The 25,248-nt window shown below is 74.0% G+C and carries 21 protein-coding genes; 16 read left to right on the top strand and 5 right to left on the bottom strand.

Annotated features, from left to right (window positions below; translation table 11 throughout):
- Positions 1 to 29 precede the first annotated feature (29 nt).
- The 10 genes from N3K63_RS02525 to N3K63_RS02480 all read left to right on the top strand — a co-directional run bounded on the left by N3K63_RS02525 (position 30) and on the right by N3K63_RS02480 (position 10,643).
- Positions 30 to 1,052 (top strand): ABC transporter permease, encoded by a 1,023-nt coding sequence (locus tag N3K63_RS02525; protein WP_261578384.1) that lies wholly within the window; start codon positions 30 to 32, stop codon positions 1,050 to 1,052.
- Entirely contained in the window at positions 1,049 to 1,915 is an 867-nt protein-coding gene (locus tag N3K63_RS02520; RefSeq protein ID WP_261578383.1) for an ABC transporter permease, read from the top strand. The genes N3K63_RS02525 and N3K63_RS02520 overlap by 4 nt, the downstream gene beginning before the upstream one ends.
- The gene (locus N3K63_RS02515; RefSeq protein WP_261578382.1) at positions 1,912 to 3,585 is read left to right on the top strand and encodes a dipeptide ABC transporter ATP-binding protein; all 1,674 of its coding nucleotides are present in this window, start codon (positions 1,912 to 1,914) and stop codon (positions 3,583 to 3,585) included. Before N3K63_RS02520 ends, N3K63_RS02515 begins: the two co-directional genes overlap by 4 nt.
- Positions 3,582 to 4,652: a putative FMN-dependent luciferase-like monooxygenase gene (locus N3K63_RS02510; protein ID WP_261578381.1), complete on the top strand. Its 1,071-nt coding sequence runs from the start codon at positions 3,582 to 3,584 to the stop codon at positions 4,650 to 4,652. Before N3K63_RS02515 ends, N3K63_RS02510 begins: the two co-directional genes overlap by 4 nt.
- Positions 4,649 to 5,269: a CMD domain protein gene (locus N3K63_RS02505; RefSeq protein WP_261578380.1), complete on the top strand. Its 621-nt coding sequence runs from the start codon at positions 4,649 to 4,651 to the stop codon at positions 5,267 to 5,269. The genes N3K63_RS02510 and N3K63_RS02505 overlap by 4 nt, the downstream gene beginning before the upstream one ends.
- Position 5,270: 1 nt before the next feature.
- Positions 5,271 to 5,894: an alkylhydroperoxidase domain protein gene (locus tag N3K63_RS02500; RefSeq protein ID WP_261578379.1), complete on the top strand. Its 624-nt coding sequence runs from the start codon at positions 5,271 to 5,273 to the stop codon at positions 5,892 to 5,894.
- Positions 5,891 to 6,538, top strand: coding sequence for a VOC family protein (locus N3K63_RS02495; protein WP_261578378.1), 648 nt, complete (start codon positions 5,891 to 5,893; stop codon positions 6,536 to 6,538). Before N3K63_RS02500 ends, N3K63_RS02495 begins: the two co-directional genes overlap by 4 nt.
- Complete coding sequence (locus tag N3K63_RS02490) at positions 6,535 to 7,740, top strand: amidohydrolase (protein ID WP_261578377.1); 1,206 nt, start codon at positions 6,535 to 6,537, stop codon at positions 7,738 to 7,740. Before N3K63_RS02495 ends, N3K63_RS02490 begins: the two co-directional genes overlap by 4 nt.
- 34 nt (positions 7,741 to 7,774) lie before the next feature.
- Entirely contained in the window at positions 7,775 to 9,544 is a 1,770-nt protein-coding gene (treZ, locus tag N3K63_RS02485; RefSeq protein ID WP_261578376.1) for a malto-oligosyltrehalose trehalohydrolase, read from the top strand.
- A 259-nt stretch (positions 9,545 to 9,803) separates the two neighbouring features.
- Positions 9,804 to 10,643, top strand: coding sequence for a tryptophan-rich sensory protein (locus N3K63_RS02480; RefSeq protein ID WP_261578375.1), 840 nt, complete (start codon positions 9,804 to 9,806; stop codon positions 10,641 to 10,643).
- A gap of 39 nt (positions 10,644 to 10,682) precedes the next feature.
- On the opposite strand, the gene N3K63_RS02475 is transcribed toward N3K63_RS02480, so the two are convergent.
- Positions 10,683 to 11,408 (bottom strand): glutamine amidotransferase-related protein, encoded by a 726-nt coding sequence (locus N3K63_RS02475; protein ID WP_261578374.1) that lies wholly within the window; start codon positions 11,406 to 11,408, stop codon positions 10,683 to 10,685.
- A 118-nt stretch (positions 11,409 to 11,526) separates the two neighbouring features.
- Here N3K63_RS02475 and N3K63_RS02470 point away from each other — a divergent pair, with 118 nt between their 5' ends.
- The 4 genes from N3K63_RS02470 (at position 11,527) to N3K63_RS02455 (ending at position 16,913) form a co-directional block, all read left to right on the top strand.
- A complete protein-coding gene (locus N3K63_RS02470; protein WP_261578373.1) occupies positions 11,527 to 12,177 on the top strand; it encodes an RNA polymerase sigma factor in 651 nt (216 codons plus the stop codon).
- Positions 12,167 to 12,634, top strand: a complete 468-nt coding sequence (locus tag N3K63_RS02465) for a hypothetical protein (RefSeq protein ID WP_261578372.1) — start codon at positions 12,167 to 12,169, stop codon at positions 12,632 to 12,634. The genes N3K63_RS02470 and N3K63_RS02465 overlap by 11 nt, the downstream gene beginning before the upstream one ends.
- 62 nt (positions 12,635 to 12,696) lie before the next feature.
- On the top strand, positions 12,697 to 14,391 hold the full coding sequence (locus tag N3K63_RS02460) for a S8/S53 family peptidase (RefSeq protein ID WP_261578371.1): 1,695 nt from the start codon (positions 12,697 to 12,699) through the stop codon (positions 14,389 to 14,391).
- A gap of 44 nt (positions 14,392 to 14,435) precedes the next feature.
- Positions 14,436 to 16,913: a CHAT domain-containing protein gene (locus N3K63_RS02455; RefSeq protein WP_261578370.1), complete on the top strand. Its 2,478-nt coding sequence runs from the start codon at positions 14,436 to 14,438 to the stop codon at positions 16,911 to 16,913.
- A gap of 285 nt (positions 16,914 to 17,198) precedes the next feature.
- Here N3K63_RS02455 and N3K63_RS02450 read toward each other — a convergent pair whose 3' ends face one another.
- Positions 17,199 to 17,924 (bottom strand): substrate-binding domain-containing protein, encoded by a 726-nt coding sequence (locus N3K63_RS02450; protein WP_261578369.1) that lies wholly within the window; start codon positions 17,922 to 17,924, stop codon positions 17,199 to 17,201.
- A 31-nt stretch (positions 17,925 to 17,955) separates the two neighbouring features.
- On the opposite strand from N3K63_RS02450, the gene N3K63_RS02445 reads away from it, so the two are divergent.
- On the top strand, positions 17,956 to 18,345 hold the full coding sequence (locus N3K63_RS02445) for a DUF1304 domain-containing protein (protein ID WP_261578368.1): 390 nt from the start codon (positions 17,956 to 17,958) through the stop codon (positions 18,343 to 18,345).
- An 88-nt stretch (positions 18,346 to 18,433) separates the two neighbouring features.
- Here the strand turns inward: N3K63_RS02445 and N3K63_RS02440 are convergent, their stop codons facing one another.
- A complete protein-coding gene (locus N3K63_RS02440) occupies positions 18,434 to 18,841 on the bottom strand; it encodes a transferase (protein ID WP_261578367.1) in 408 nt (135 codons plus the stop codon).
- Between the two features lie 126 nt (positions 18,842 to 18,967).
- Here N3K63_RS02440 and N3K63_RS02435 point away from each other — a divergent pair, with 126 nt between their 5' ends.
- On the top strand, positions 18,968 to 19,615 hold the full coding sequence (locus N3K63_RS02435; protein WP_261578366.1) for a YitT family protein: 648 nt from the start codon (positions 18,968 to 18,970) through the stop codon (positions 19,613 to 19,615).
- Positions 19,616 to 19,633: 18 nt separating this feature from the next.
- Here the strand turns inward: N3K63_RS02435 and N3K63_RS02430 are convergent, their stop codons facing one another.
- Positions 19,634 to 20,410, bottom strand: coding sequence for a DNA-formamidopyrimidine glycosylase family protein (locus N3K63_RS02430; RefSeq protein ID WP_261578365.1), 777 nt, complete (start codon positions 20,408 to 20,410; stop codon positions 19,634 to 19,636).
- A 118-nt stretch (positions 20,411 to 20,528) separates the two neighbouring features.
- Positions 20,529 to 25,238, bottom strand: coding sequence for an ATP-dependent helicase (locus N3K63_RS02425; protein ID WP_261578364.1), 4,710 nt, complete (start codon positions 25,236 to 25,238; stop codon positions 20,529 to 20,531).
- Positions 25,239 to 25,248: the final 10 nt, after the last annotated feature.

Genomic DNA, 25,248 nt, shown 5'->3' with positions numbered 1-25,248 from the left:
CCGCATCGGCACTGTCCCAGGAGAGCCCCATGTCATACGTTCTGCGCCGTGTCGGCCAGGCGATCCTCGTGCTCGCCCTGGCTTACACGGCCGCCTATCTGCTGCTGGCGGCGCTGCCCGGCGACGCGATCATCGCGCGCTATGCCAGCCCCGAGCTCGGCCTGACGCCCGATCAGATCCAGGCGATCCGTGAATCGCTGGGCGCCGACGAGCCCCTCATCGTGCAGTACTTCCTCTCGATCGCGGGCTTCCTCACCGGCGACTTCGGCTACTCGGTGGCCAGCGGCGCGGCCGTCTCCGACCTCATCGCCGCGGCCCTGCCCGAGACCCTCGTGCTCGCCGTGCTCGGCCTCATCCTGGCGATCTTCCTCGGCGTGACCATCGCGTTCACGGCCACCTACGGCGCGGGAGGGTGGCTGCGGCGCATCTTCCGCAGCCTGCCGCCGCTGTTCGTGTCGCTGCCGGTGTTCTGGATCGGCATCATCCTCATCCAGATCTTCTCGTTCCGGCTGGGCCTGGTGCCGGTCATCGGCGCCGACCCGGTGCAGGCGCTCATCCTGCCGGTCATCACCCTCGCCATCCCCATCGCCGCCCCCTTGGCGCAGGTGCTGATGCGCAGCATCGACGAGGTGCGCGAGCAGCCGTTCGTCACCGTCGTGCGCGCCCGCGGCGCCACGACCTCGTGGCTGCTGTGGCGCAACGTCGCCCGCAACGCGCTGCTGCCGACCCTCACGATGGCGGGCCTGCTGTTCGGTGAACTGGTCGGCGGCGCGGTCGTCACCGAGACCGTGTTCGCCCGCGCCGGCATCGGCCAGCTCACCGCGCAGGCGGTGGCCAACCGCGACACCCCCGTGCTGCTGGCGGTCGTGGTGATCTCCACCGTGGCCTTCGTCACGATCAACCTGATCGTCGACCTGCTCTACCCCGTGCTCGACGCGCGCCTGCGCACGCCCGGCCGTCGTGCGCGCAACGCCCCGACGACGACGGCGAGCGAACTGACCCTCACGAGCGAACTGCACGCGGACGTCGCCGCAGCCGGAGATCACCGATGACCGCGATCGCCCCCGCCCCCGTCTCCCCGCCGCCGGCCGCCCCGCGCGGTTCGCGCGCGGCCTGGCCGGCGCTGCTGCGTCCCGGGTTCCTCATCCCCGCGCTGATCATCCTCATCGCCGTCGCGTGGGCCCTGGCGCCGGGCCTGTTCACCGCGCAGAGCCCCACCGAGACGGTCGCCCCGTCGCTGCAGGCGCCGAGCGCCGAGCACTGGTTCGGCACCGACGCCACCGGGCGCGACCTGTACGCGCGGGTCATCTACGGCGCCTCGCAGTCGATCATCGGCGCGCTCATCGCCGTGGCCGTCGGCCTCGTCGTCGGCACCGCGATGGGTGTGGTCGCCGGTGCGGTGGGCGGCGTCGTCGACGAGGTGCTCATGCGCGTGGTCGACGTGCTGCTGGCCATCCCCGCCCTGCTGCTCTCGCTCAGCGTCGTCATCCTGCTCGGCTTCGGCACCACCAGCGCAGCCATCGCCGTGGGTGTCACCTCGATCGCCGTGTTCGCCCGCCTGGCGCGGTCGCGGGTGGTGAGCGTGCGGGTCAGCGAGTACGTCGAGGCCGCCTACGGGGCCGGCGGCACGTTCTTCAGCGTGCTGTGGCGCCACATCCTCCCCAACTCCCTCACGCCCGTCATCGCCCTGGCCGCCCTCCAGCTGGGATCGGCGATCCTGCAGATCTCCACCCTCGGCTTCCTCGGCTACGGGGCGCCGCCGCCCACCCCTGAGTGGGGCCTGCTCATCGCCGAGGGCCGCAACTACGTGGCCACGGCGTGGTGGCTCACGGTGCTGCCCGGCATCGTGGTGGTGCTCGTCGTGCTCGCCACCAACAGGTTCAGCCAGTCGATCCGGGGAGGGGATGCCGTATGAGCGCGCAACCGCTGCTGTCCATCCGCGACCTCGCGGTGCAGTACCGCACCCGCCGAGGCCCCGTCGAGGCCGTCCGCGGCGTCTCGCTCGACGTGCAGGCGGGCGCCGTCACCGCGCTGGTGGGGGAGTCCGGCTCGGGCAAGTCCACCGTCGCCCAGGCCGTCATCGGCCTGCTCGCCGCCAACGGCCGGGTCGCCGGCGGCAGCATCGTGCTCAATGAGCGCCGCGACGGCGCCACCGAACTCGTCGGCCTCTCCGAGAAGCGGTGGCGGCGCCTGCGCGGCCGGTGCATCGCCCTCATCCCGCAAGACCCCGGCAACTCGCTCAACCCCGTCACGACGATCGGCGCGAGCGTCGGCGAGGCGCTGCGCATCCACGGCTGGAGCGACCGCCGCAAGATCGACGCGCGGGTCATCGACCTGCTCGGCCGCGTGGGCATCGACGATCCCGAGGCGCGGGCGCGTCAGCATCCGCATGAGCTGTCGGGCGGGATGCGGCAGCGCGTGCTGATCGCGGCCGCCCTGGCGCTGGAGCCCGAGCTGATCATCGCCGACGAGCCCACCAGCGCGCTGGATGTGACCGTGCAGCGCACGGTTCTCGACCTGCTCGACGACCTGCGCGCCGAGTCGGGAACCGGCATCCTCTTCATCACCCACGACCTCGCCGTCGCCGCCGACCGGGCCGACGACGTCGTCGTGCTGCGCGGCGGTCAGGTGCAGGAGGCGGGGCCTTCGAGCCAGGTGCTCACCGCGCCCACCGCCGACTACACCCGCACCCTGCTGGCCGACGCCCCGTCGCTGACCAGCGTGGTCGAGCGCACGCGGCCGCAGGTCGACGCCGACGAGCCGCCGCTCGTGGCGGTGCAGGGCATCACGCAGGAGTTCCGCCGCCCCGGCCGCGGACCGCTGCGCGCCGTCGACGACGTCTCGTTCACCGTGCCGCGGGGGACGACCCACGCGCTGGTCGGCGAGTCCGGCTCGGGCAAGACCACCACCGGCCGCATCGTCGCCGGGTTCTCGCGCCCCACCGCGGGGGACGTGCGCGTGGGCGACACCGACGTGACGGCGCTGCGCTCCCGTCGGGAGTTCCATCGCACCACCCAGCTGGTCTACCAGAACCCCTACGCGTCGCTGGATCCCCGTCAGTCGGTGGCCGCGATCCTCACCGAGCCGCTGCGCAACTTCGGCATCGGCGATCGCGGCGACCGCCCCGACCGGGTGGCGCACCACCTCGAGCTGGTCGCACTGGCCCCCGAGATCGCCACGCGGCATCCGCACGAACTCTCCGGCGGCCAGCGGCAGCGCGTCGCGATCGCCCGCGCGCTCATCGTCGAACCCCAGCTGGTGGTGCTCGACGAGGCGGTGTCGGCCCTCGACGTGACCGTGCAGGCCCAGATCCTGCGCCTGCTCGCCCGCCTGCAGGCCGAGCTCGGCCTCACCTACGTGTTCATCTCGCACGACCTCGCCGTCGTGCGGCAGATCTCCGACACCGTCTCGGTGCTGCAGCGCGGCCGACAGGTCGAGTTCGGCACCGCACAGGCCGTGTTCGACGACCCGCAGCACGACTACACGCGGCAGCTGCTGGCCGCGATCCCCGGCGCGTCGCTGCGTGCCGGATCGCCCGCCGCGCCGCGAACCACCGTCCCCGTCGACAGAGAGGTGCCCGCATGACCGGACCACGATTGGGCTTTTTCACCCGGTTGCTCGAACCCGTCTCCGCGGCCGAGCGCTACCGGTTCGCGCTGGAGCAGATCGACCAGGCCGAACGCTCGGGGTTCGCCTCGGCGTGGGTCGCGCAGCACCACTTCGGCGAAGACGAGGGCGGCCTGCCGTCGCCGTTCGTGCTGCTGGCCACCGCCGCCCAGCGCACCTCGCGCATCGCGCTGGCCACGGGCGTGGTGACCCTGCCGATCGACGACCCGCTGCGCGCCGCAGAGGATGCCGCCGTGCTCGACCACCTGAGCGGCGGCCGCGTGCAGCTGGGCGTGGCCTCGGGCGGCACCCCGTCGTCGTTCGCCGCGTTCGGCCAGGACGCCGACCGTCGGCGCGAGATCTTCGCCGACCACCTCGGCGTGTTCACCGACGCGCTCGCCGGCCGCGGCGTGCGCGGCACCGACTCGCACATCTACCCGGGCGGCGGCGACCTCGCCGAGCGCATCTGGCAGGCGACGTTCTCGGTCGACGGCGGCCGCCGCGCCGGCGAGAACGGCGACGGCCTCATGCTCTCCCGCACCCAGCCGCGCCCCGCCGGCGCCCCCGACGCGCCGCTGCACGACCTGCAGCTGCCGATCATCGACGCCTATCGCGAGGCGCTCCCCGCCGGCGCCCCGTTCCGCGTGCTCGCCTCCCGCACCGCCCTGGTCGTCGACGAGGCCGACCGCACGCGGGCGCTCGAACTGGCCGACGACGGGCTGCGCCGCCTCGCGCAGAGCATGTTCGGCATCGACACCGATGGGCTCGGCATCGACGCGCTCGTGCGCATCACCGACACCCACGTCGGCACCGTCGACGAGGTGGTCGCCTCGCTCGCGCAGGACCGCACCCTCGGGGCCGCCAGCGACGTGTCGTTCCAGGTGCACTCGATCGCCGCGACCCACGAGCTCACCCTGCGCTCGCTGCAGCTGCTCGCCGAAGAGGTGGCGCCGCGCCTCGGCCTCGCCGTCGGCGCGGAGGCCGCGCGCGACCTCCACGACGCCCACCGCATCCCCGTCTCGACCACTCCGGAAGGAATCTCATGAGTCAGCCCACCGCCGACATCATCGATCTGCTCGCGGGCATCCGGCCCGGCGACCGGCTCGCCGCCGTGCGCGACGAGCGCCCGCAGGCGCGCGAGAACGCCCAGCGCAGCTTCGAGGCGCTGCTGGAGCCCGCCGAGCCGGGCACCTTCCCGCTGTCGGAGCGCTACGCGGTGGCCGCGTTCGTCGCCCGGCTGCACGGCTTCGACGCGGCGACCGACTTCTACGGCGACCTGCTGGCCGACGAGGCCCCCGCGCTGGTCGCGCCGGTCGCCGATGCCGCGGGCGCCGCGGCCACGACGGGCCCCTACGGGCAGTACCGCGAGCCGGGCCTCCAGGCCGAGGGCGTCGACGGGCTGCGCTGGAGCGCCCCGGCGGGCGTCGGCGCGCGCCTCGAGGCCGCCCTCACGCACGCCCACCTGCTCGTCTTCCGCCCGCGGGAGGCGCGGCCGGAAGCACTGCAGCATCTCGTGGATGCCGGGTGGAGCGCCGACGACATCGTCTCGCTGTCGCAGCTGATCGCTTTCCTCAGCTTCCAGCTGCGGGTGGCGTGGGGGCTGCGCGTGCTCGCCGCCGCCCCGGCCCCCGCCGCCGCGACCCTGGTCACCGAAGGAGCCTGACATGACCGCCCTCATCACCGACCACCAAGACCTCGCCCGCCCCGAGGCCTTCACGGCGCAGGGGCTCGGCTGGGTGCCGTGGCTGCTGCCGGTCGCCGAAGACGAGCTCACCGACCTGCAGCGCGATGCCCTCATCGAGCCCGCACGCGCCAAGATGCCCTACTTCCGGCTGCTCGCCCGCGACCCCGAGGCCCTGCGGGCACGCACCCTCACCGACCTCGACATCTTCTTCAACACCACCGGCGGCATCGGTCGCGCCGAGCGCGAGCTCGCGGCGGCGGCCACCTCGCGCCGCAACGGCTGCGTCTTCTGCGCCTCAGTGCACGCCGCCGCGGCCATCCGCGAGTCGGGGCGGGAGCGCGAGGTGCAGCAGCTGCTCGACGAGGGGGTCGACACCGACCTCGGCGACCCGACGTGGAACGCCGTCGTGGCCGCCTCGGTCGCCCTCGCCGAGACGCCGCTGTCCTTCGGTCAGGGCGACATCGCCGCGCTGCGCGGCGCCGGCCTCGGCGACGCCGAGATCGTCGACGTCGTCAACGGCGCCGCGTTCTTCAACTGGGCCAACCGCCTGATGCTCTCCCTCGGAGAGCCCGAAGTCCCGTCCCGACAGCGAGGTGCCGCATGAGCATTCCCACCCTTCTCGACCACATCGTCATCGCCGGTCCCGACCTGGCGGGAGTGGTGGACTGGTTCGCCGAGCGCACCGGGGTCATCGCCGCCCCGGGCGGGGCCCACCCCACCGGCACGGCCAACGCCCTGGTCGCCCTCACGGTCGACGGCGTGCGCGGCCCGCAGTACATCGAGCTCATCGGCCCGAACCCCGACCGCGCCGAGCCCGACCTGCCGGCGACCTTCGGCATCTCGAGCCTCACCGCCCCCCGCATCCAGGCCTACGCGGTGCACCCCGCCGACATCGACGGGGTGGTCGCCGCCGCACGCGCGCGCGGCTTCGACCCGGGCGACGTCAGCGACCTGTCGCGACGCACCCCCAGCGGCGAGCTGCTCGAGTGGCGGCTCACCCGCGGGGAGCACCACCGTCTCGACGTGCCGTTCCTCATCGACTGGGGCACCACGGCGCAGCCGGGCACCAGCGCGATCCCCGCGCTCGAGCTCGTCTCGTTCACCCGCGTCGAGCCCGACCCGGCCCCGCTGCGCGCGGTGCTGGGCGCCCTGGGCCTCGGCGACGGGGTGGCAGAGGTCGAGACCGGTGCCGAATCGGGCTACCGGCTGACGCTGCGCCGCGCAGACGGGGCGCTGGTCGAGCTGTGACCGCGGCGGCCGACCGCGCCGCCCGCGTCGAGGCGCTGCGCCCCGAGCTCGCCGAGCTCGTCGCGGCGCTGCACGCCCGGCCCGAGGTCGGGTTCGAGGAGCACGCGTCGGCGGCACAGGTGGCGAGCCTGCTCGCCGCCCACGGCGTCGCCGCCGAGGTGGGGGCTTTCGGCCTCGACACCGCCGTGCACGCCCACGTCGGCACCGGCGGCCCGCACTTCGCGATCATCGCCGAGTACGACGCGCTGCCCGGTATCGGCCACGCCTGCGGTCACAACGTCATCGCCGCCGTCGCGGTCGGCGCCTTCCTGGCCGCGGCCCCCGAGGTCGAGCGGCTCGGCGGTCGGCTGTCGCTCATCGGCACCCCCGCCGAGGAGAACGGCGGCGGCAAGGAGATCATCCTGCGCGCCGGTGGATTCGACGACGTGGATGCCGCGGGCATGGTGCACCCGACCAGCGGCTCGGTCACCGGGTCGGTGCGCGGCCAGCGCACGACCGGGGTGCGGCGCATCGCCGTGACCTACCACGGACGCGCCGCCCACGCCGCCGGCGCCCCCTGGCAGGGCAGGAACGCGCTCGACGGCGTCGTCACCGCCTACCAGGGCGTCGCGCAGCTGCGTCAGCACATCCTCCCCACCGACCGCATCCACGGGATCATCACCGACGGGGGTGCGGCGCCCAACATCGTCCCCGAGCGCGCGGCCGCGCTGTTCTACGTGCGTTCGGCCGAGGTCGACACGCTGCGGGATCTCACCGACCGCGTCGTCGCGGTGCTCGAGGGCGCGGCCCTGGCCACCGGCACCCGCGCCGAGATCGAACTCGATCCGGTGCCGCCCTACCTGCCGCTGCAGACCAACGTCGCACTCTCGGAGCGCTGGGTGCACGCCCTCGCCGCGCGCGGCTGGGACGTGCCGCCTCCCTCCGACGGCGCGCCCGGCGGGCCGTCGACCGACATGGGCAACGTCAGTCGGTTCCTCCCCGCCATCCACCCCGCCATCGGCCTCGGCGGCCCCGACGACGTCTTCCCGCACAACGCCGCCTTCGCGGGCCTCACGGTGCTGCCGCCGGCCCTCGACGCGCTCGTCGACGCGGCCGCAGCCCTCGCCTCCACCGCCGTCGACTACCTGGCCGACCCTGCCCTGCGCGCCGCGGTGGCCGCCGAGTTCGCCGCCGCCGGCGGCCGCTACCGCTGGGAGGCGTGACCCGGGCGAGCCGCCGGCCCGGCAGGATGGACGCATGAGCAACGAGCCGGTCTCCGTCGAGGTGTGGGCGCCGCGCGCCGAACGGGTGCGGCTGCGCCGCCCCGGGCGCGGCGATGTCGAGCTGACCGCACATCCGGGCGGCTTCTGGCGCGGTGAGGTGCAGCTCGCCGCGGGCGACGAGTACGGCTTCGTGCTCGGCGACGGCGACGATCTGCGCCCCGACCCCCGTTCGCGGCGCCAACCGCACGGCGTGCACGCGGCATCCGCCTGGTTCGAACCCGGCGGGTTCGCGTGGACCGACGCCGACTGGACGGGGCGTCAGCTCGCCGGCGGCCTCGTCTACGAGCTGCACGTGGGCACCTTCACCCCCGAGGGAACGCTGGATGCCGCCGCCGGCAAGCTCGATCACCTCGCCGCGCTGGGCGTCACCCACATCGAGCTGCTGCCGGTCAACGGGTTCAACGGCACCCACAACTGGGGGTACGACGGCGTGCTCTGGTATGCCGTGCACGAGCAGTACGGCGGCCCCGCCGCGTATCAGCGCTTCGTCGACGCCGCGCACGGCGCGGGGCTGGCCGTCATCCAGGACGTCGTCTACAACCATCTCGGTCCGAGCGGCAACTACCTGCCCGAGTTCGGCCCCTACCTGCGCGACGGCCACAGCAACACGTGGGGCTCCAGCGTCAACCTCGACGAGCGCGCGGTGCGCGACTACATCGTCGACAACGCCCGCCAGTGGCTGCGCGACTACCACGTCGACGGGCTGCGCCTGGATGCCGTGCACGCCCTGCACGAGTCGGGCGGCCAGCCCGTGCACATCCTGCAAGAGCTCGCCGAGGCCGCCGATGCCCTCAGCGTGCACCAGGGGCGCCCGCTCGCCCTCATCGCCGAGAGCGACCTCAACGACCCGATCATGTTCCTGCCCCGTGAGGCATCGGGCTACGGCCTGGCCGCCCAGTGGTCGGACGACTGGCACCACGCCGTGCACGTCGCCCTCACCGGCGAGACCAGCGGCTACTACGCCGACTTCGCCGACCCGCAGGCGCTCGTCAAGGTGTGGACGCGCGGCTTCTTCCACGACGGCACCTACTCGTCGTTCCGCGGCCGCGCGCACGGCGCGCCCATCCCGGATGCCGCGGCCACATGGCACCTCGTGACCTTCGCCCAGGACCACGACCAGATCGGCAACCGCGCCGCCGGCGACCGGCTGTCGCAGACCCTGTCGCCGCAGCGGCTGGCGGTGGCCGCCGTGCTCACCCTCACCACCCCGGGCACCCCCATGCTGTTCATGGGCGAGGAGTGGGGCGCCTCGACACCGTGGCAGTTCTTCACCTCGCACCCCGAGCCCGAGCTGGCCGCCGCCACCGAGGCGGGCCGCAAGCGCGAGTTCGCCGAGATGGGCTGGGACGAGTCGCTCGTGCCCGCCCCCAACGACCCGGCCACCTTCGAGCGTTCGCGCCTGAACTGGGCGGAGGCGGAGACCGGCGCCCACGCCGAGCTGCTCGCGCTGTACCGCCGGCTCGGCCGGCTGCGGCGCGACAAGCCCCAGCTCACCGACCCGTCGTGGCCCACCGGGGCGGTGCACGAGGGCCCCGGGGGCCGACGGTACGAACTCGGCCGCGGCGACGCGCGCGTGCTCGTGAACCTGTCCGCCGAGCCGTGGCAGGTCGCCGCGCGCCCCGGCGAGACCCTGTGGCTGTCGACGGCCCCCGCCCCGCATCCCCCCGCCTCCGCCTCCGCCTCCGCCTCGTTCACCGTGCCCCCCGACGCCGCCCTCATCACCGGCCCCCCCTCCGGTCGTTGAGCGAGGAGCGCAGCGACGAGTCGAAACGCGACCCCTCCCCCGGTCGTTGAGCGAGGAGCGCAGCGACGAGTCGAAACGCGACGCCCCTTCGCCGGTCGTTGAGCGAGGAGCGCAGCGACGAGTCGAAACGCAACCCCCGGGTCCCCGCGTTTCGACTCGCTGCGCTCGCTCAACGACCGCCGGGGGGCGGGGGTAGGCGGGTCGGGGGGCGGGCGTCAAGGGGGCTGACGGCACCGGCGGGGCGGTCTAGCGTGTGGTCATGACCACCCCGACGACGACGACCACGACCACCGGCAGCGCCTCCGGCACGCCCCGCGACATCATCCGTCAGGTGGCGGTGATCTCGGCGGTGGTCTTCATGATCATCGCCGCGATGGTGGGCACGGGCCTGTTCGGCGGCACGAACGTGCGCGAGCTGCAGGGCGGCGCGCTCGACGCCGACGCCACGGTGCTCGCGCCGGGCACGTCGGCGTTCTCGATCTGGACGGTCATCTACGTGCTGATGGTCGGCTACGCGGTGTGGCAGGCCCTGCCCTCGCAGCGCGGCCGGGCGCGCCAGCGCCGTGCCGGCTGGTGGGTGGCGCTGACGGCCGTGCTCAACGGCGGCTGGCTGCTGGCGGCGCAGTTCACCACGCTCCCGCTCACCGTGATCGCCATCGTCGTGCTGCTGATCGCCCTCGGGCTCACCCTGCGGGTGCTGAGCCTGTCGCGCACCGAGAGCTTCGCCGAGCGTCTGCTGCTCGACGGCATGGTGGGGCTGCACCTGGGCTGGGTCACCCTGGCCACGGTCGCCAACGTGACCGCGTGGCTCGCCGCCGAAGTGGTGCCGTCGATGGATGCCGCGTCGCAGACGATCTGGGGCGTCATCGTGCTGGTGGTCGTCGCCGGGATCGGCGTGCTCGTCGCGATCGGCACCCGCGGGGAGCGCATCGCCCCGCCGCTGGCGATGGCCTGGGGTCTCGTGTGGATCGGCATCGCGCGCCTCGCCACCGAGCCCTACGCGCCGGCGGTCGCCGTCGCGGCGTTCGTTGCAGCGGTCATCGTGCTCGCCGCACCGTTCGTCGTGGCCGCCGCACGCCGCCGTCGCCACGCGCACTGATCGCAGCCGCGACGCACCGCGGCACCCGCGCGCCCTGCGTCAGAAGCTGCGCGCGAAGGCCTGCAGCACACGCGGCGGCTCGGTGAACGACGCCGCCAGCACGCGCGCGGCGATCGCGTCGTAGTCGCGGGCGTCGAAGTAGCCGTCGTCACGGTAGACGGCCATCCGCTCGGTGAAGGCGCGGCCGGTGGGCTCGGGATGGAACTGCGTCGCATACAGCCGGTCGCCGACGCGATAGGCCTGCACCGGGCACGCCTCGTTGCCCGCCAGCAGCACGGCGCCCTCCGGCATCCGCTGCGTGCCCTCTTTGTGGGCGGTGACCGCGGTGAAGGTGTCGGCGAGTCCGCCGAAGACGGGGTCGGCGCGCCCGTCTTCGGTGAGGGTGACGGTGGTGGGCCCGGTGTCTTCGGGGTAGCCGCGGGTGACCTCGCCGCCGAGGGTGCGGGTGGCCACGCCGATGCCGTAGCAGGTGAACAGCGCCGCGGTGCGCCCTGCCGCCGCGGCGGTGGCGATGCGCGCCAGTGCCTGCTCGAGGCGTCGCTGCGCGTCGGTCTTGGTCGATTCGGGGTCGGTCACGTTGTAGGGACTGCCGCCCACCAGGAAGCCGCGCCAGCGCTCGAAGGCGTCTTCGGGCAGCGGGTCGCGCACGAGGTCCCAGCGTTCCAGGGCGTCATCGCCCAGTCGGGTGGCGCTCAGGAACGAGGCGTACTCCGCTTCGGCGGCGCCCTGCTGCGGGCGCACGCAGAGGTACACGAGCGGGGCCATGCGGCGAGTCTAGATCGCCCACCGCACGGTCGCCGACGCCGGTGACGGAATTGGTCGCGCCGGGATGTATCAGCGCCACCCTCGACCCCCTCCTGTCGATGTGGCCAGAATGGGCGCTATGAGCGACGTCGACCCCACGCCCGCCGATCCAGCCCCCGGCGACGTGGGGCCGATCCGCGCGCCCGGCATCTGGGAACAGGCATCCGACAGCTTCGCCCGCTGGCGCGACGGCGACACCCGCGCGATGGACGACCTGGTGCGGCTGATGACGCCGGTGCTGTGGCACGTGGTGCGCGCGTACGGCCTCGAGCGGATGCTGGCCGAAGACGTGGTGCAGTCCACCTGGCTGACGCTGGTGCGCCGTGCCGACGGCATCCACGATCCGCGCGCCGTCGCGGGCTGGCTGACGACCACCGCGCGGCGCGAGGCGTGGCGGGCCGGGCGCGCCCAGCAGCGGCTGCGACCGGTCGACGAGGTCGACCTCGAACCGCAGCTGCCGGTGGCCGCCTCGGCGGAGGACACCGCGCAGCTGTCGCTGCGCGACGAGCGCCTGTGGAGCGCGGTGGCGACCCTCGAGGAGCGATGCCGGCGGCTGCTGCGCATCGTCGCGTTCGAGGAGCGCCCCGACTACGCCCGCATCGCGCAGGATCTGTCGATGCCGGTCGGATCGATCGGGCCCACTCGGCAGCGCTGCCTCGGCAAGCTGCGCACCGCCCTCCTGCCGCCGGCGGGGGCGGGCGACCGGAAAGGAGACTCCCATGACTTCTGAGCAGACGTTCTCGGATGCCGACCTGTGGCGCGCCCTGCGCGGCACGTGGGAGGCCGCCGACCCGGCGCCCGCAGACCTCGCCGAGCGGATGATCGCCGCGGTCGCCGCCGCCGACCTGTCGCGGGAGTTCGCACTGCTCGTGCTCGTCGACAGCGATGCGACGGCCGCCGTGCGCGGCGATGCCGAGATGCTGACCCTCCAGTTCAGCGACGGCACCACCAGCGTGCTCGTGCACGTCACCTCCGACAGCGGCCGGCGCCGACGGCTCGACGGCTGGGTCGACGGCGCGGCGCGTGAGGCGCACCTGGTGATCGAGGGGGACGACCTGTCGGCGCCCGTCGTCGACGGCCGGTTCGCCTTCGACGACGTCGAGTCGGGCATCGTGCGCCTGCGCTTCGCGCTCGCGGCGACCTCCGACGGGCCCGCCGAGCTCCTCACCCCCCGCTTCGAGATCTGACACCGCACGACCCACCCGCTCGTCGCACCCCGAGTGCCCACCACCCTGTTTGAGGAGAGATCATGCCCGAAGACGCCGTGAACCCCGCCGGAGCCCAGCCCGAAGGATGGACGTGGCGTGACCGCGCCCGCGGGTCGGTGTCGCACGCGAGCGTGCTCGACCCGGCCACCGAACCGCTCGACGGCATCCCGGCGGTTTTCCCGACGGTGTACGTGCCCGACCGGCTCCTCATCGGCGGCGGCACCGACGTGGGGCTGCTGGAGGGCAACTACGACCGGGTGCGCGCGGCGGCCGAGGCCTTCGGCTGGGATGCGGTGCGCGAGCGACTGGACGGCGCCGAACTCGGCGAGCGGGAGCGCCCCGAGCCGCGCATCCCCGGCGGCCCCGTGGTCGTGCGGGTGCGGCTGACCGCCCCCGACGACCGGCAGCGGGTCGCGCCGGCGCTGCCCGATGCCTGGCGGGTGCTGCAGCGCCTGCGCCGCGACGCGCTCGAGGCGGCGTTCGGCGCCGACAACGTGGCCGGGGCCGGACGGGAGGCGGTGGCCGAGGTGCTGCGCAAGACGGGGATCGACCGGGTGGGCCTGGACCACGTGCTCACCGTCGATCCCATCGGCATCAACCCCTTCACCGAGGCGAACCCCTACGGCCGCACGAACCCGTATGGCCGCACCAACCCCTATGGGCGCACGAACCCCTACGGCCGCACCAACCCGTACGGCCGCACCAACCCCGTCGGCGAGTACGGCGAGGCGGGGTCGGGCGGGCGCCAGCCGGTCGCCTGGATCGGACCGGGACCGGTGCGCACCGAGGTGAAGCCCGGACGGCGCCGCCCGGTGGTGGCGATCCTCGACACCGGCGCCGGCGTGCACAGCTGGCTTCCGGATGCCGTCGTCGATCGCGACGTGACCATCGACGGGCGCCACGTCGGGTTCCACGACGAGCCCAACCCCGAGATCTACCCCGACCTCTACGGGCCGCTGGACGGCGAGCTCGACCCCGTCGCCGGCCACGGCACCTTCATCGCCGGCATCATCCGGCAGGCCGCCCCCGACGCCGACCTGCTCGCCATCCGCGTCGCCGATGCGCTCGGCGTGGTGGAGGAGTCGAACCTGCTGCAGGTGGTCGAAGACCTCGCCGTGCTCGTCGCGCGCCATCACGCCTCGGGCGGCAGCGACGGGCGGCCCGTCGACGTGCTGAGCATGTCGCTGGGGTACTACCACGAGACCCCGGAGGACGGGTACTACTCGCGCGACCTCTACGACCTGCTCGCCGCGCTCCGGGCGCTGGGGACGACGGTCGTCGTCTCGGCCGGCAACGACGCCGTCGACCGGCCGACCTTCCCCGCCTCGCTGTGGCCGTGGCCGCACGCCGACAACGGCATCGTGCCCGACGGGGGTGCCGAGCACCTGTCGGTGGGCGCGCTGAACCCCGACGGTCGCTCGACCGCGCTGTTCTCCAACGTCGGCCCGTGGGTGCGCACCTACGCGCACGGAGCCGGCGTCGTCAGCATCCTCCCCGACTTCGTCGGCGGCATCCAGGCCTCCGCTCGCGACGACGAGTACAACCGGCGCCGCGTGACGATCGCCCCCGAGGACTTCCGTGGCGGATTCGCGGTGTGGAGCGGCACCTCGTTCGCCGCCCCCCTGATCGCCGGACGCATCGCGGCGCGGCTGCGACCGGCGCTGGACGGGGACGCCGCGGCCGCGATCGCCGCCGCCGTCGACGCCGCGAAGGAGGTGCTCGGCGCCGACGACTGAGGCCGATCTCGCGGGAACACCGCCGTTCACGGCATGCTGTGACGGTGACCCCTCCCGCGGCCGACGAGCTCTACGCGCGCGCGCGTGCGCTCACCGACCAGCGGCGCTTCGCCGAGGCGCACCGTCTGCTCGGTGCGGCGGCGGCCGCGGCGACCGACACCGACCTCGCCGCGCGCATCGCCGGGACGACGGCCTACGTGCTCGTGCAGCTGGGCGAGCACGATGAGGGGGAGCGCATCGTGCGCGGCGCGCTGGCCACGCCCGACATCACCGATCACACGCGCGGCGTGCTGGCCGGGCAGCTCGGGGTGACCCTGCTCTACCGGGGGCGGCTCGACGACGCCGACGCCTGGCTGGGGCGCGGCATCGCGGCCCTGGCGGCCGACCCCCTTGCTGAGGCGAACCTCCGCATGAACCGCAGCCTCGTCGCGATGCAGCGGCGCGACCTCGCCGCCGGCGCCGCCGATCTGCAGGCGGCCGTGGCGCTCTATCGCGCGCACGGCACGCCCGTCGACGTCGCCGAGGCCCAGCACAACCTCGGTTACGTGGCGCTCCTGTCCGGCGACCTCGTCGGCGCGATGCGCGAGATGCGCGCCGCGCGCGAGCTGGCCGGAGAGTCGTCGGCCGCCAGCGCCGCGATCGGCGACGTCGACCTGGCCGAGGCGCTGCGCGACGCCGGACTCGTCTCCGAGGCCGAGCGTCTGCTGCAGCGCGCGGCGCGCACCTTCGGCGCCAACAGGATGCCGCAGGCACGGGCCGAGGCCGAGCTGCAGCTGGCCCGTTCGCTGCTGCGCCACGACCCGCCGGCGGCGGCGCGGGCGGCGGCCGTCTCGGCGCGGCGCTTCGGCGCCCTGGGGTCGGCCTCGTGGGCCGCGCGCGCCGACGGCGTGCGTCTGCGTGCCCGGCTGGCGGGCGGGGCGATCGACCGGGTCGGCAAGGTCGTGCCCGACCGCCCCGTCGATCCCGCCGACGCCGACGGGGTGATCCGCACGCTCCACACGGCGGGGCTGCGCGGTGAGAGCGACGCGCTGCGGCTCTCGCGAGAACTGTGGCGCGCGCGCCACGGGCGCCCGGCGGGACGGCTGCCCGCCCTGCCGGCATCCGCGCCCCTCGAGGTGCGCCTGCTCGCCGCCGAGGTGCGCGTCGAGCGCGCGATCGCCGCGGGGCGCGAACCCGCCGCCCGCCGGCATGCCGCCGACGGGCTGGAAGAGCTCGCCCGGTGGCGGTCGTCGTTCGGCAGCCTCGACCTGCAGACCTCGCTGTCGATGTACGGCAACGGGCTGATCCTCGCCGGACTGGGCTCGGCGGTGCGCTCGGGCCGGCCCGACGTGCTGTTCGACTGGTCGGAGCGGGCCCGGCACCTGAGCCTGCAGGTGCTACCGCTGCGCCCACCCGGCGACCCCGAGCAGGCCGCCGAGCTCGGCGAGCTGCGGGCGCTGCGCGCCGACCTCGGCAGCGCCGACTGGGCCTCCGACCCGCGCGCCGTCGAACTGTCCGACCGGCTGCGGCACCGGCAGTGGACGACCACCGGCGCCGCCGACATCGAGGCTCGCGTCTCGCTCGGCGAGACCGCTGCCGTGCTGGATGCCGACACCGCCGTGCTCTCGTTCGTCTTCAGCCCCGTGGGTCTGGCGTGCGTGGTCGTCACCGCCGCCGGCGCGCGCGTGGTGACCCTCCCGGCGTGGGGCGATCTGCGCACCGCTCTGGCGGGTCTGCGCTCCGACCTCGACATGGCCGCCATGGTGCGCACCGGACCCATGGTGCCCGTCGTCGCCCGCTCGCTGGCCGGCCGCGTGGAGCGGCTGTCGCAGATGCTCCTCGACGAGCCGCTGCGGGGCATCGACCCCGCCCGCGTCGTGCTCACGGCGCCCGGCGTGCTGGCGGGGATGCCCTGGGGCATGCTCCCCGCCTTCCGCGGCCGGGCCTTCACGCTGGCCGGATCGGTCTCGCGCTGGGTGCACGGGCGCGCGGCCGCCGGGGTCGTGCCCACCACGGCCGGGTTCGCCGTCGGACCGCGCGTGGCACGCGGGGCCGAAGAGGCCGCCGTCGGCGCGGCGGCGTGGTCGTCGGCGACCGTGCGCGAGGGCGCGGCGGCCACCGTCGACGCGGTCGGCGAGCTCGCGGCATCCGTCGACGTGCTCCACATCAGCGCCCACGGCCGCCACGCGGTCGACAACCCGGTCTTCTCGGGTCTGCAACTGGCCGATGGGGTGCTGTTCGGCTACGACATCGACCGGATGCCGCGGGTGCCGGGCACCGTCGTGCTGTCGGCCTGCGAGTCGGGGCGCTCGTCGGTGCGGTGGGGCGAGGAGGCGGTCGGCATGACGCGGGCGTGGCTGCACGCCGGCGCCGGCGCGGTCGTCGCCGCCCCGGTCATCGTCGCCGACGACGATGCGTGCGAGCTGCTCGGCGCGATGCACGAGGGACTCGCGGCCGGGCAGGCACCCGCCGTGGCCCTGGCCGTCGCCGCCGAGCGCACCGGGGTGCTCGCCCCGTTCCAGTGCCACGGCAACGGGTTCTGAGAAATCTCGGGCGGGGATGTATCAGGGCATCCCGACACCGCTCCTCTCATACGGAATGACCGCGCGGGAGAGGTCGGGGGGCCTCACCGAATCGCCGCGCAAGCGAGAGTCGCTGGGGAGCGGCGAGCGCATTCCCACAAGGACGGCTGACCGGGGGGTATGACGCCCGTCCGCGGGTCGGTGAGGTGTGGGGCCTCACCGACCCGTTCGGTCTGCCCGGCGTCCGGATGGGTGCGGGTGCGGGGGCGGGGCTGCGGGGGCGGGCTGCGGGTGCGGCCGGACGGGTCAGGCGCGGGACGAGTTCGCCGAGCGGCCGCGCACGATGCCGACGAAGGTCTCCACGAGCTCGGTGGTGCGCTCCGCGGGCCACACGAGCGCCACCGGCGACAGCGGGCCGTCGGCCAGCGGACGCCACTCGGTGTCTTTGCGGTGGTGCAGGCGCGCCAGCGACATCGGCACGACGACCACCCCGACGCCCGTGGCGGCGGTGGCGATCGCGTCGGCGGTCGTCTCGGGGGGCGTGAAGCGCGGCGCGACGGCATCCGGGACGGCGACGGTGATCGCGGCATCCGCAGGGGTGATGACGACCTCGCCGGCAAGATCGGCGAGCGTCAGCTCGTCGGCGGCGGTGAGATGGGAGTCGGCGGCGCACACCACGACGGCGACCTCGTCGTAGAGCGCGATCACGTGGAGGTCGTCGCGGTCGATCGGCAGGCGCACGAGGGCCGCGTCGACGATGTCGTCGTCGAGCGCGGCGCGCTGGTCGGCGACCTCGAGCGGCACGAGCTCCAGCGGGGTGCGCGGCATCCGCTGCTGCCACACGTCGATCCACTTGCCCGGAGTCGCGCCGGCGATCGCGCCGAGGCGGAACGGTCCGGCGGGTGGGGGCGGGGGCTTCGGCGTCGACGCCTGCTTCGACCGGGCCTTCGGGGTCGGGGCGGTGCCGCCGCGGCGGGTCGGCTGCGAGCGTCCCTTCCGCGCGGGGGTGCCGCCGTGTGCGCGAGCCGCCATACCGTCAGCGTAGTCGCGCTATCGTCGGGGCATGATCGCAACGCTGGCCACGCTGGTCGCGGCCCTGGCCGCAGCCCTGCACATCTACATCTTCACGATGGAGAGCATCACGTGGCGGCGCCCCGAGACCTGGAAGCGCTTCTCGGTCGCCGACCAAGCCGCCGCCGACACGACCGCGCCGATGGCCTACAACCAGGGCTTCTACAACCTGTTCCTCGCGATCGGCACGATCATCGGCCTGGTGCTGTTCGCCCTCGGCGGTGAGGTCGGCCTCGCCGGACGCGTGCTCGCGATCTTCAGTGTCGGCTCGATGCTCGCCGCCGCGGTCGTGCTGATCAGCTCGGGCAAGCGCTACCTGCGCGCCGCGACGCTGCAGGGCACCCTGCCCCTCATCGCGATCATCCTGCTCATCCTCGCCTGAGGTCACGGCGGCTCCGCACGCGCGCTCGCGCGGTGCCCGTAGGCGAGCCCGTGATGGGCGGATGCCGCAGCGCGCGCGACGGGGCGGGTCAGGCGGCGAGGCGCAGGCCGCGACGGTCGGTCGCGACGCGTTCGCCGTCGCCGATCGTCTCGTCGTCGCCGATGAGCGACCCGGTCACGACCAGGGCGCCGCGGCCGACGACGGTGCGCACGCCGATCTTCGCGCGCGCGCCGATGGCCGCGCCCGATCCGATGTGGGCGTGCGGGGCGATCTCGACGTCCGGGCCGATGACGGCATCCGGTTCGATCCACACGCCGCGGCCGACGTGTGCACCCGCGGCGATCTGCGCGCCCGGTTCGACGTAGGCGCCCGCTTCGACCAGCGCGCTGGCGTGCACCTTCGCGCCGTTGGCGATGAGCCCGCGGCCGTTCACGTGCTTCCGGTAGCGCAGCAGCTCGCCGCTGTCGTTCTCGATGTCGATGTAGTTCTTTCCCAACAGAACCTCCAGGTAGATGACAACGACCGGAACCCCCTGTTCATTCCCGGATGCCGCGGGCCGAGGACCCGTTTGTGCCGGTCGCACCGTGACGAGCGCGAAACACGCGTGGGGCAGGATTGGGTGGTGACAGATCCCGCCGACCCGACGACCGGGCCCTCGTTGGTGTTCGACTCGAAGGCCCACGCGCACTCGGTCGCCGAGGACATCCTCGGCATCCTCACCGGCACCTTCCTCGTCTCGCTCGGGCTGCACCTGCTGCACGCGGTCGACGCGGTCACCGGCGGCACCGCGGGCCTGGCGCTGCTGGTGACCTACGCGACCGGGTGGCCCCTCCCGCTGCTGTTCTTCGTCATCAACGTGCCGTTCGCCCTGCTGGCGATCTGGAAGAAGGGGTGGAGCTTCACGCTGCGCACCCTGGTGTGCATCGCGCTGGTCTCGGGGTTCGCGATCGTGCACGACGCGTTCTTCCCGATCGACGGGCTGCAGCCGTTCTACGGCATCCTCGCCGGCAACCTGCTGGCCGGCGTCGGCGTGCTGATCCTCTTCCGCCACCGCGGCAGCGTCGGCGGCGTCAACGTCATCGGGCTCGTCGTCGAAGACCTCACCGGATTCCGTGCCGGGTGGACGATGATGATCTTCGACCTCGTGATCATCGCGCTGTCGCTGCTGATCGTGCCGTGGCCGGTCGTGCTGATGAGCGCCGTCGGCGCCGTGCTGCTGAACCTGGTGCTCGCCCTCAACCACCGCCCCGGACGCTACCTCGGTCACTGACCGCGCACCGCGCCGCCGTCACGGCTGACAGCGGGGGCACCAGAACACGATGCGCTCGCTGGTGGCATCGGCTCCCAGGTCGGTGCGCTCGATCGGCGTTCCGCAGCGGCGGCACGGCTGACGTTCGCGCCGGTACACCCACATCCGCCGCCCGGGGCGGTCTTCGCCGGTGAACGTGCGGTGCGACCGGTCGCGATTGGCCCGGATCATGCGCGCACCGGTGGCGATCAGCCCCGGCACGTCGTCGATCTCGGCGGCGGGCAGGGTGGGGCGGATGCCGCGCACGAACAGCAGCTCGTTGGCGTAGACGTTGCCGAACCCGGCCACATTGCGCTGGTCGAGCAGTGCGACGTGCGCCGCGCGCGGGTCGGCGGCCACCCGGCGCACCGCCTCCGCCGCGTCCCAGTCGGGTCCGAGCAGGTCGGGCCCGAGATGTCCGACGACGCGGTCCTCCTCGGCGGTGGGCAGCACCTCGACCTGCGCGAGGTCGAAGCCGACGGCATCCGCCCGGCGGGTGCCGACGATCGCGCGCGCCGTGAACGCGGGTTTGCGCCAGCGCCCGCCCGACGGATAGACGTGCCACTCTCCCTCCATCTTCAGGTGGGAGTGCAGGGTGTGATCGCCGATGCGCAGCAGCAGGTGCTTGCCGCGCGCTGCGACCGCCTCGACCCGCTGTCCGGTGAGGTCGGCGGTGGCGCTGCCGGGCACCCGGATGTCGAACCGCGTCACCTCGTCGCCCGCGAGCGCCTCATGCAGGCGCCGCGCGGCACGGAAGACGGTGTCGCCCTCAGGCATCGAGAACCTCAGTCATCGAGAACCTCAGGCATCGAGCCCCCAGGCACCCGCACCACCACGCCCCTGGGCTGGCCCAGGAGCGGTCGCGCGACCGGCACCCCGCTCACCTGCACGGCACTCACCCGTGCCCGCGTCGAAGGGTGAGACCCCGCGACGACTCGACGAAGCCGGCGGCGCGCAGCGCGGTGCCGAGCGGGGTGCCGTAGACGAACGCGCCACCCACCTGCTCGATGGTGAGGGTGTCGAGGCGCCGTGCCCGGGCGGTGTCGACGAGGCTGCGGGCGGCGGCGGCGAGCACGTCGGTGTCGCTCGAGAACGTCAGGGCGGTGCGGCCGCCCCGTTCCAGGTAGAGCACGAGTGCTCCGTCGACGAGCACGACGAGCCCGCCGGCCTTGCGGCCCGGACGGTGCGTCACACCCTCGAGTGCGGGCCAGCCCAGCGCGGCGCCGTAGGGGTTGGCGGGGTCGGTGGCCGCGAGGGTCACTGCCGTCAGCGGCGGCGGGTCGGCCAGTCCCGCGTAGCCGCGCAGGCGGTCGACGGTGGCCGACGTGGCGAACTGTGCGGCGCCGAGCTTCTCGATGAAGTACCCGCGCCGGCAGTGCCCGGCATCCTCGAAGCCGGCCAGCGTGCGGTACACCTGGGCGAACCCGCCCGGCACGCCCTCGGCCTGCACCGCGCCGCGCGTGACGACACCGTGGCGGTCGAGCAGCAAACCGGCCGCCGCCGCCGCGCGGTGCCCCGGGTCTTCGGCGGGCTCAGGCAGCAGCGACCAACGGCCGCCCACGAGCACGGGTCGCTGCGGCGCGGTGGTGCGCGGGGCGGCGGCGGCCAGCGGCGTGCCCCGGAACATCCGCGTGCGCGGGGTGCGCCGCTTCACCCGGTGCGCCTGCGAGCCGCCGCCCAGCAGCGCACGCACCGGCGAGAAGGTGTCGTTGGTGACCCGGCCCGTCCACGCCAGGTTCCACAGGGCGTCCACGACGCTCAGTTCGTTCTCGGCGCCGGTGATCGCCGCCAGCTGCGCCGCGAAGTAGGCACCGCCCGAGGCCAGCGCGTCGAGCACGCGCTGCTCGAGCTCGGACGACTCCACGTCGTCGTCGGAGGGGCGCAGGGTGAGCGGCGCCGCATCGATCGGATGCAGCGCGATCCAGCCGTCGCGCCCCGGAAGCGACCCGTGGCCCGACCAGACGACCTCGCCGGTCGAGGTCAGCTCGTCGAGCATCGCCGGGCTGTAGTCCGAGACGCGTGCGGGCAGCACGAGCGACTCCCAGGCGCTCGCCGGGATGGGCACCCCGGCGAGCTGCTCGATCACGGCGAGCACCCCGTCGATGCCGTCGAGCGGGCGCGCCAGGTGCTGCCACTCCGGCAGGAACCGCGCGAACGCCTCGGGCGAGACGGGCTCGACGCTGCCCCGGATGGCCGCGAGCGACCGCATCCGCAGTCGGCGCAGCACTTCGCGATCGCACCATTCGACCTCGTCGGATGCCGGGCCGGTGGCCGGCAGGAAGAACCCGCTGGCCAGTCGTCCCTGCGCTTCGAGTCGTTGCAGGGTCTGCCGCGCGACGGCCGCGCCGATGCCCAGTCGCTCGGCCACCTCGGCGGTGCGGAACGGCCCGTGGGTGCGCGCGTGGCGTGCGATGAGATCGGCGAGCGGGTCGGCCACCGGCTCGAGGAAGGCGGTGGCGATGCCGACGGGCAGCGCGATGCCCAGCGCGTCGCGCAGCCGCGCGGCATCCTCGATCGCGGCGATCCGCGGCGCCCCGCCGACGGTGACCGTGATCGCCCGGCGCGCGTCGACGAGGGCCCCGACCGCGAGCTCGGCGGTGCGCGCGGTGGCCGCGTCGGCGGTGCGGGTCGCTCCGTCGTCGACGGTCGTCGTGGCCGTCCCCGGCTCTTCCAGTCGCTCGGCCACCTCGGCCACCGACAGCGGCCCGAGCACACGCAGCAGATCGGCGACGCCCTCTTCGCCGCGCGCCCGCCGCGACGGATCGAGCCGCTGCGCCTCGCGCTCGAACTGCGCGATGACCTCGGGGTCGAGCAGTTCGCGCATCTCGATCTTGCCGAGCAGCTCCGACAGCAGCGCCGGATCGACCGACAGGGCGGCGGCGCGGCGTTCGGCCAGCGGCGAGTCGCCCTCGTACATGAACGCCCCGACATAGCCGAAGAGCAGGTCGCGCGCGAAGGGGGAGGGCTGGCTGGTCGAGGTCTCGACCAGACGGATGCGACGGTCGCCGATCGCGCGGGTGACCCGCAGCAGCGCGGGCAGGTCGTAGACGTCCTGCAGCACCTCGCGCAGGGTCTCGAGGATGATGGGGAAGGTCGGATGGTTCTTGGCGACCTCGAGCAGCTGCGCCGACTTCTGCCGCTGCTGCCACAGCGGCGACCGGCGGTTCGGGTTCAGCCGCGGCAGCAGCAGCGCCCGCGCCGCGCACTCGCGGAACCGCGAGGCGAACAGGGCCGACCCGCCCACCTCGTCGGTGACGATCTGCTCGAGCTCGTCGGGGTCGAAGACGAACAGCTCGGCGCCGGGCGGTTCCGCCTCGGCATCCGGCACCCGGGCGATGATGCCGTCGTCGCTGGCGACCGCCGATCCCTCGACGCCCAGGCGCTCGCGGATGCGCGCGTTCACGGCCAGTGCCCACGGCGAATGCACGTGCATGCCGTACGGGGAATGCAGGATGATGCGCCAATCGCCGACCTCGTCGCGCGACCGCTCGACGGTGAGCGTCTTGTCGGTCGGCAGGGTGCCGGTGGCCTCTTTCTGCTCGTCGAGGTAGCCGAGCAGGTTGCCGATGGCGTTGTCGTCGAGCCCCGATGCCCGCAGGCGCGTGGTGGCCTTCTCGGCGCCTGCCGCGGCGACCTCGCGCGAGAACCGGCCGAGCGCCTCGCCGAGCTCGGCGGGGCGGCCGAGGCCGTCGCCGTGCCAGAACGGGAGCTTGCCCGGCTGGCCGAACGCGGGGGTCACGTTGACGCGGTCGTGGGTGATCTCCACGATGCGCCAGCTCGTGGTGCCGAGGGTGAACACGTCGTTGACGCGCGACTCGTACACCATCTCCTCGTCGAGCTCGCCGACGCGGGCGTTGCGCGTCTCGCCGGCGACGAACACGCCGAACAGGCCGCGATCGGGGATGGTGCCGCCGCTGGTGACGGCGACCCGCTGGGCGCCCGGCCGCCCGGTGAGCACGCCCTGATCGCGGTCCCAGACGACGCGGGGTCGCAGCTCGGCGAACTCGTCCGACGGGTAGCGGCCCGCCAGCAGGTCGAGCGTGGCCTCGTACGCCGAGCGCGGCAGCGCCCGGAACGGCGCCGAGCGCTTCACGGTCTCGAACCAGCCCTCGACGTCGACCGGCCCGATCGCGCAGGCGGCGACCGTCTGCTGGGCGAGGATGTCGAGCGGGTTCTGGGGGATCGAGATCGACTCGATCTGGCCCGCCAGCATCCGCTCGGTGACCACCGCGGTGTGCAGCACGTCGCCGCGGTGCTTGGGGAACAGGGCCGCGCGGCTCACCTCGCCGACCTGGTGGCCGGCGCGCCCCACGCGCTGCAGCCCCGAGGCGGCCGACGGCGGCGCCTCCACCTGGATGACGAGGTCGACCGCTCCCATGTCGATGCCGAGTTCGAGCGAGCTCGTCGCCACGACGCACCGCAGTGCGCCCGACTTGAGCTCGTCTTCGACCTGCGCGCGCTGCTCCTTCGACACCGACCCGTGGTGGGCTTTCGCGAGCACCGGCGCCACACCGGCGCTGGCCCCCGCCTGCGCCATCATCGCCGCCGGCACGGTCGGGTCGGGCACCTCCAGCCCGAGCCGCTCGGCGTAGATCTCGTTGAGCCGCCCGGTGAGGCGCTCCGCGAGGCGGCGGGCGTTGGCGAACACGATCGTCGAGCGATGCGCGAGGATGCGGTCGACGATCGCCTCTTCGACGTGCGGCCACACCGACCCGGTGATCTCGGTGGTCTGCGGCGCGAACCAGTCGCCGTCGCCGTCGGCATCCGCGTCGGCATCCGCCGGCGGTGCGGGCGTCTCGGCGCCCGGAGCGGGCGGCGGGTTCGACATGTCGTCCATGGGCACGACGACCGACAGGTCGAACGCCTTCGTCGCCCGCGGCGCCACGATCTCGACGGGTGCGGCGCCCCCGAGAAAGCGCGCGACCTCGTCGATGGGTCGCACCGTGGCCGACAGGCCGATGCGCTGGGCGGGCGTCTCCAGCAGCGCGTCGAGGCGCTCGAGGCTCACGGCCAGGTGCGCGCCGCGCTTGGTGGCGGCCACCGCGTGCACCTCGTCGACGATCACCGTGTGCACGCCCGTGAGCGTCTCTGCGGCCTGCGAGGTGAGCATGAGGTACAGCGACTCGGGTGTCGTGATCAGGATGTCGGGCGGGTCGGCCACGAGCCTGCGGCGGTCGGCGGATGCCGTGTCGCCCGAGCGCACGCCGACGGTGACCTCGGGGACGGACACGCCCAGCCGCCGCGCGGACTGGCCGATGCCGACCAGGGGTGAGCGGAGGTTGCGCTCGACGTCGACGCCGAGCGCTTTCAGCGGCGAGATGTAGAGCACGCGGGTGCGCGGGGGGCGGGGCTCCTTCTTCCGTCCCTTGGCGGGGGCGGGGGCGGGGGCGGGAGCCGGTGCCGCGTCTTTGTCGTGGAAGATGCGGTCGATCGCCCAGAGGAACGCCGACAGCGTCTTTCCCGACCCGGTCGGGGCGACCACGAGCGCATGCTTGCGCGCCGAGATGGCCGTCCACGCGCCCGCCTGCGCATCGGTCGGGCGCGCGAACGCAGAGCGGAACCAGTCCTGGGTGGCAGGACCGAACCGCTCGAGCACATCGACCATCACCCCATCT

The sequence above is a fragment of the Microbacterium festucae genome (genome assembly GCF_025421715.1).
GTDB lineage: Bacteria > Actinomycetota > Actinomycetes > Actinomycetales > Microbacteriaceae > Microbacterium > Microbacterium festucae.
The sequence above is the reverse complement of the archived record's forward strand: the minus strand, read 5'-3'. Positions and strand labels throughout refer to the sequence as shown.

What these genes read in the sequence shown, in the direction of transcription:
- N3K63_RS02470 (WP_261578373.1), top strand. Translation starts at nt 11,527, where the DNA reads ATGAGCGACGTCGACCCCACGCCCGCCGATCCAGCCCCCGGCGACGTG.
- N3K63_RS02425 (WP_261578364.1), bottom strand. Translation starts at nt 25,238, where the DNA reads ATGGTCGATGTGCTCGAGCGGTTCGGTCCTGCCACCCAGGACTGGTTC.
- N3K63_RS02430 (WP_261578365.1), bottom strand. Translation starts at nt 20,410, where the DNA reads ATGCCTGAGGGCGACACCGTCTTCCGTGCCGCGCGGCGCCTGCATGAG.
- N3K63_RS02520 (WP_261578383.1), top strand. Translation starts at nt 1,049, where the DNA reads ATGACCGCGATCGCCCCCGCCCCCGTCTCCCCGCCGCCGGCCGCCCCG.
- N3K63_RS02525 (WP_261578384.1), top strand. Translation starts at nt 30, where the DNA reads ATGTCATACGTTCTGCGCCGTGTCGGCCAGGCGATCCTCGTGCTCGCC.
- N3K63_RS02515 (WP_261578382.1), top strand. Translation starts at nt 1,912, where the DNA reads ATGAGCGCGCAACCGCTGCTGTCCATCCGCGACCTCGCGGTGCAGTAC.
- N3K63_RS02460 (WP_261578371.1), top strand. Translation starts at nt 12,697, where the DNA reads ATGCCCGAAGACGCCGTGAACCCCGCCGGAGCCCAGCCCGAAGGATGG.
- N3K63_RS02510 (WP_261578381.1), top strand. Translation starts at nt 3,582, where the DNA reads ATGACCGGACCACGATTGGGCTTTTTCACCCGGTTGCTCGAACCCGTC.
- N3K63_RS02465 (WP_261578372.1), top strand. Translation starts at nt 12,167, where the DNA reads ATGACTTCTGAGCAGACGTTCTCGGATGCCGACCTGTGGCGCGCCCTG.
- N3K63_RS02480 (WP_261578375.1), top strand. Translation starts at nt 9,804, where the DNA reads ATGACCACCCCGACGACGACGACCACGACCACCGGCAGCGCCTCCGGC.
- N3K63_RS02505 (WP_261578380.1), top strand. Translation starts at nt 4,649, where the DNA reads ATGAGTCAGCCCACCGCCGACATCATCGATCTGCTCGCGGGCATCCGG.
- N3K63_RS02475 (WP_261578374.1), bottom strand. Translation starts at nt 11,408, where the DNA reads ATGGCCCCGCTCGTGTACCTCTGCGTGCGCCCGCAGCAGGGCGCCGCC.
- N3K63_RS02495 (WP_261578378.1), top strand. Translation starts at nt 5,891, where the DNA reads ATGAGCATTCCCACCCTTCTCGACCACATCGTCATCGCCGGTCCCGAC.
- N3K63_RS02450 (WP_261578369.1), bottom strand. Translation starts at nt 17,924, where the DNA reads ATGGCGGCTCGCGCACACGGCGGCACCCCCGCGCGGAAGGGACGCTCG.
- N3K63_RS02500 (WP_261578379.1), top strand. Translation starts at nt 5,271, where the DNA reads ATGACCGCCCTCATCACCGACCACCAAGACCTCGCCCGCCCCGAGGCC.
- treZ (WP_261578376.1), top strand. Translation starts at nt 7,775, where the DNA reads ATGAGCAACGAGCCGGTCTCCGTCGAGGTGTGGGCGCCGCGCGCCGAA.
- N3K63_RS02445 (WP_261578368.1), top strand. Translation starts at nt 17,956, where the DNA reads ATGATCGCAACGCTGGCCACGCTGGTCGCGGCCCTGGCCGCAGCCCTG.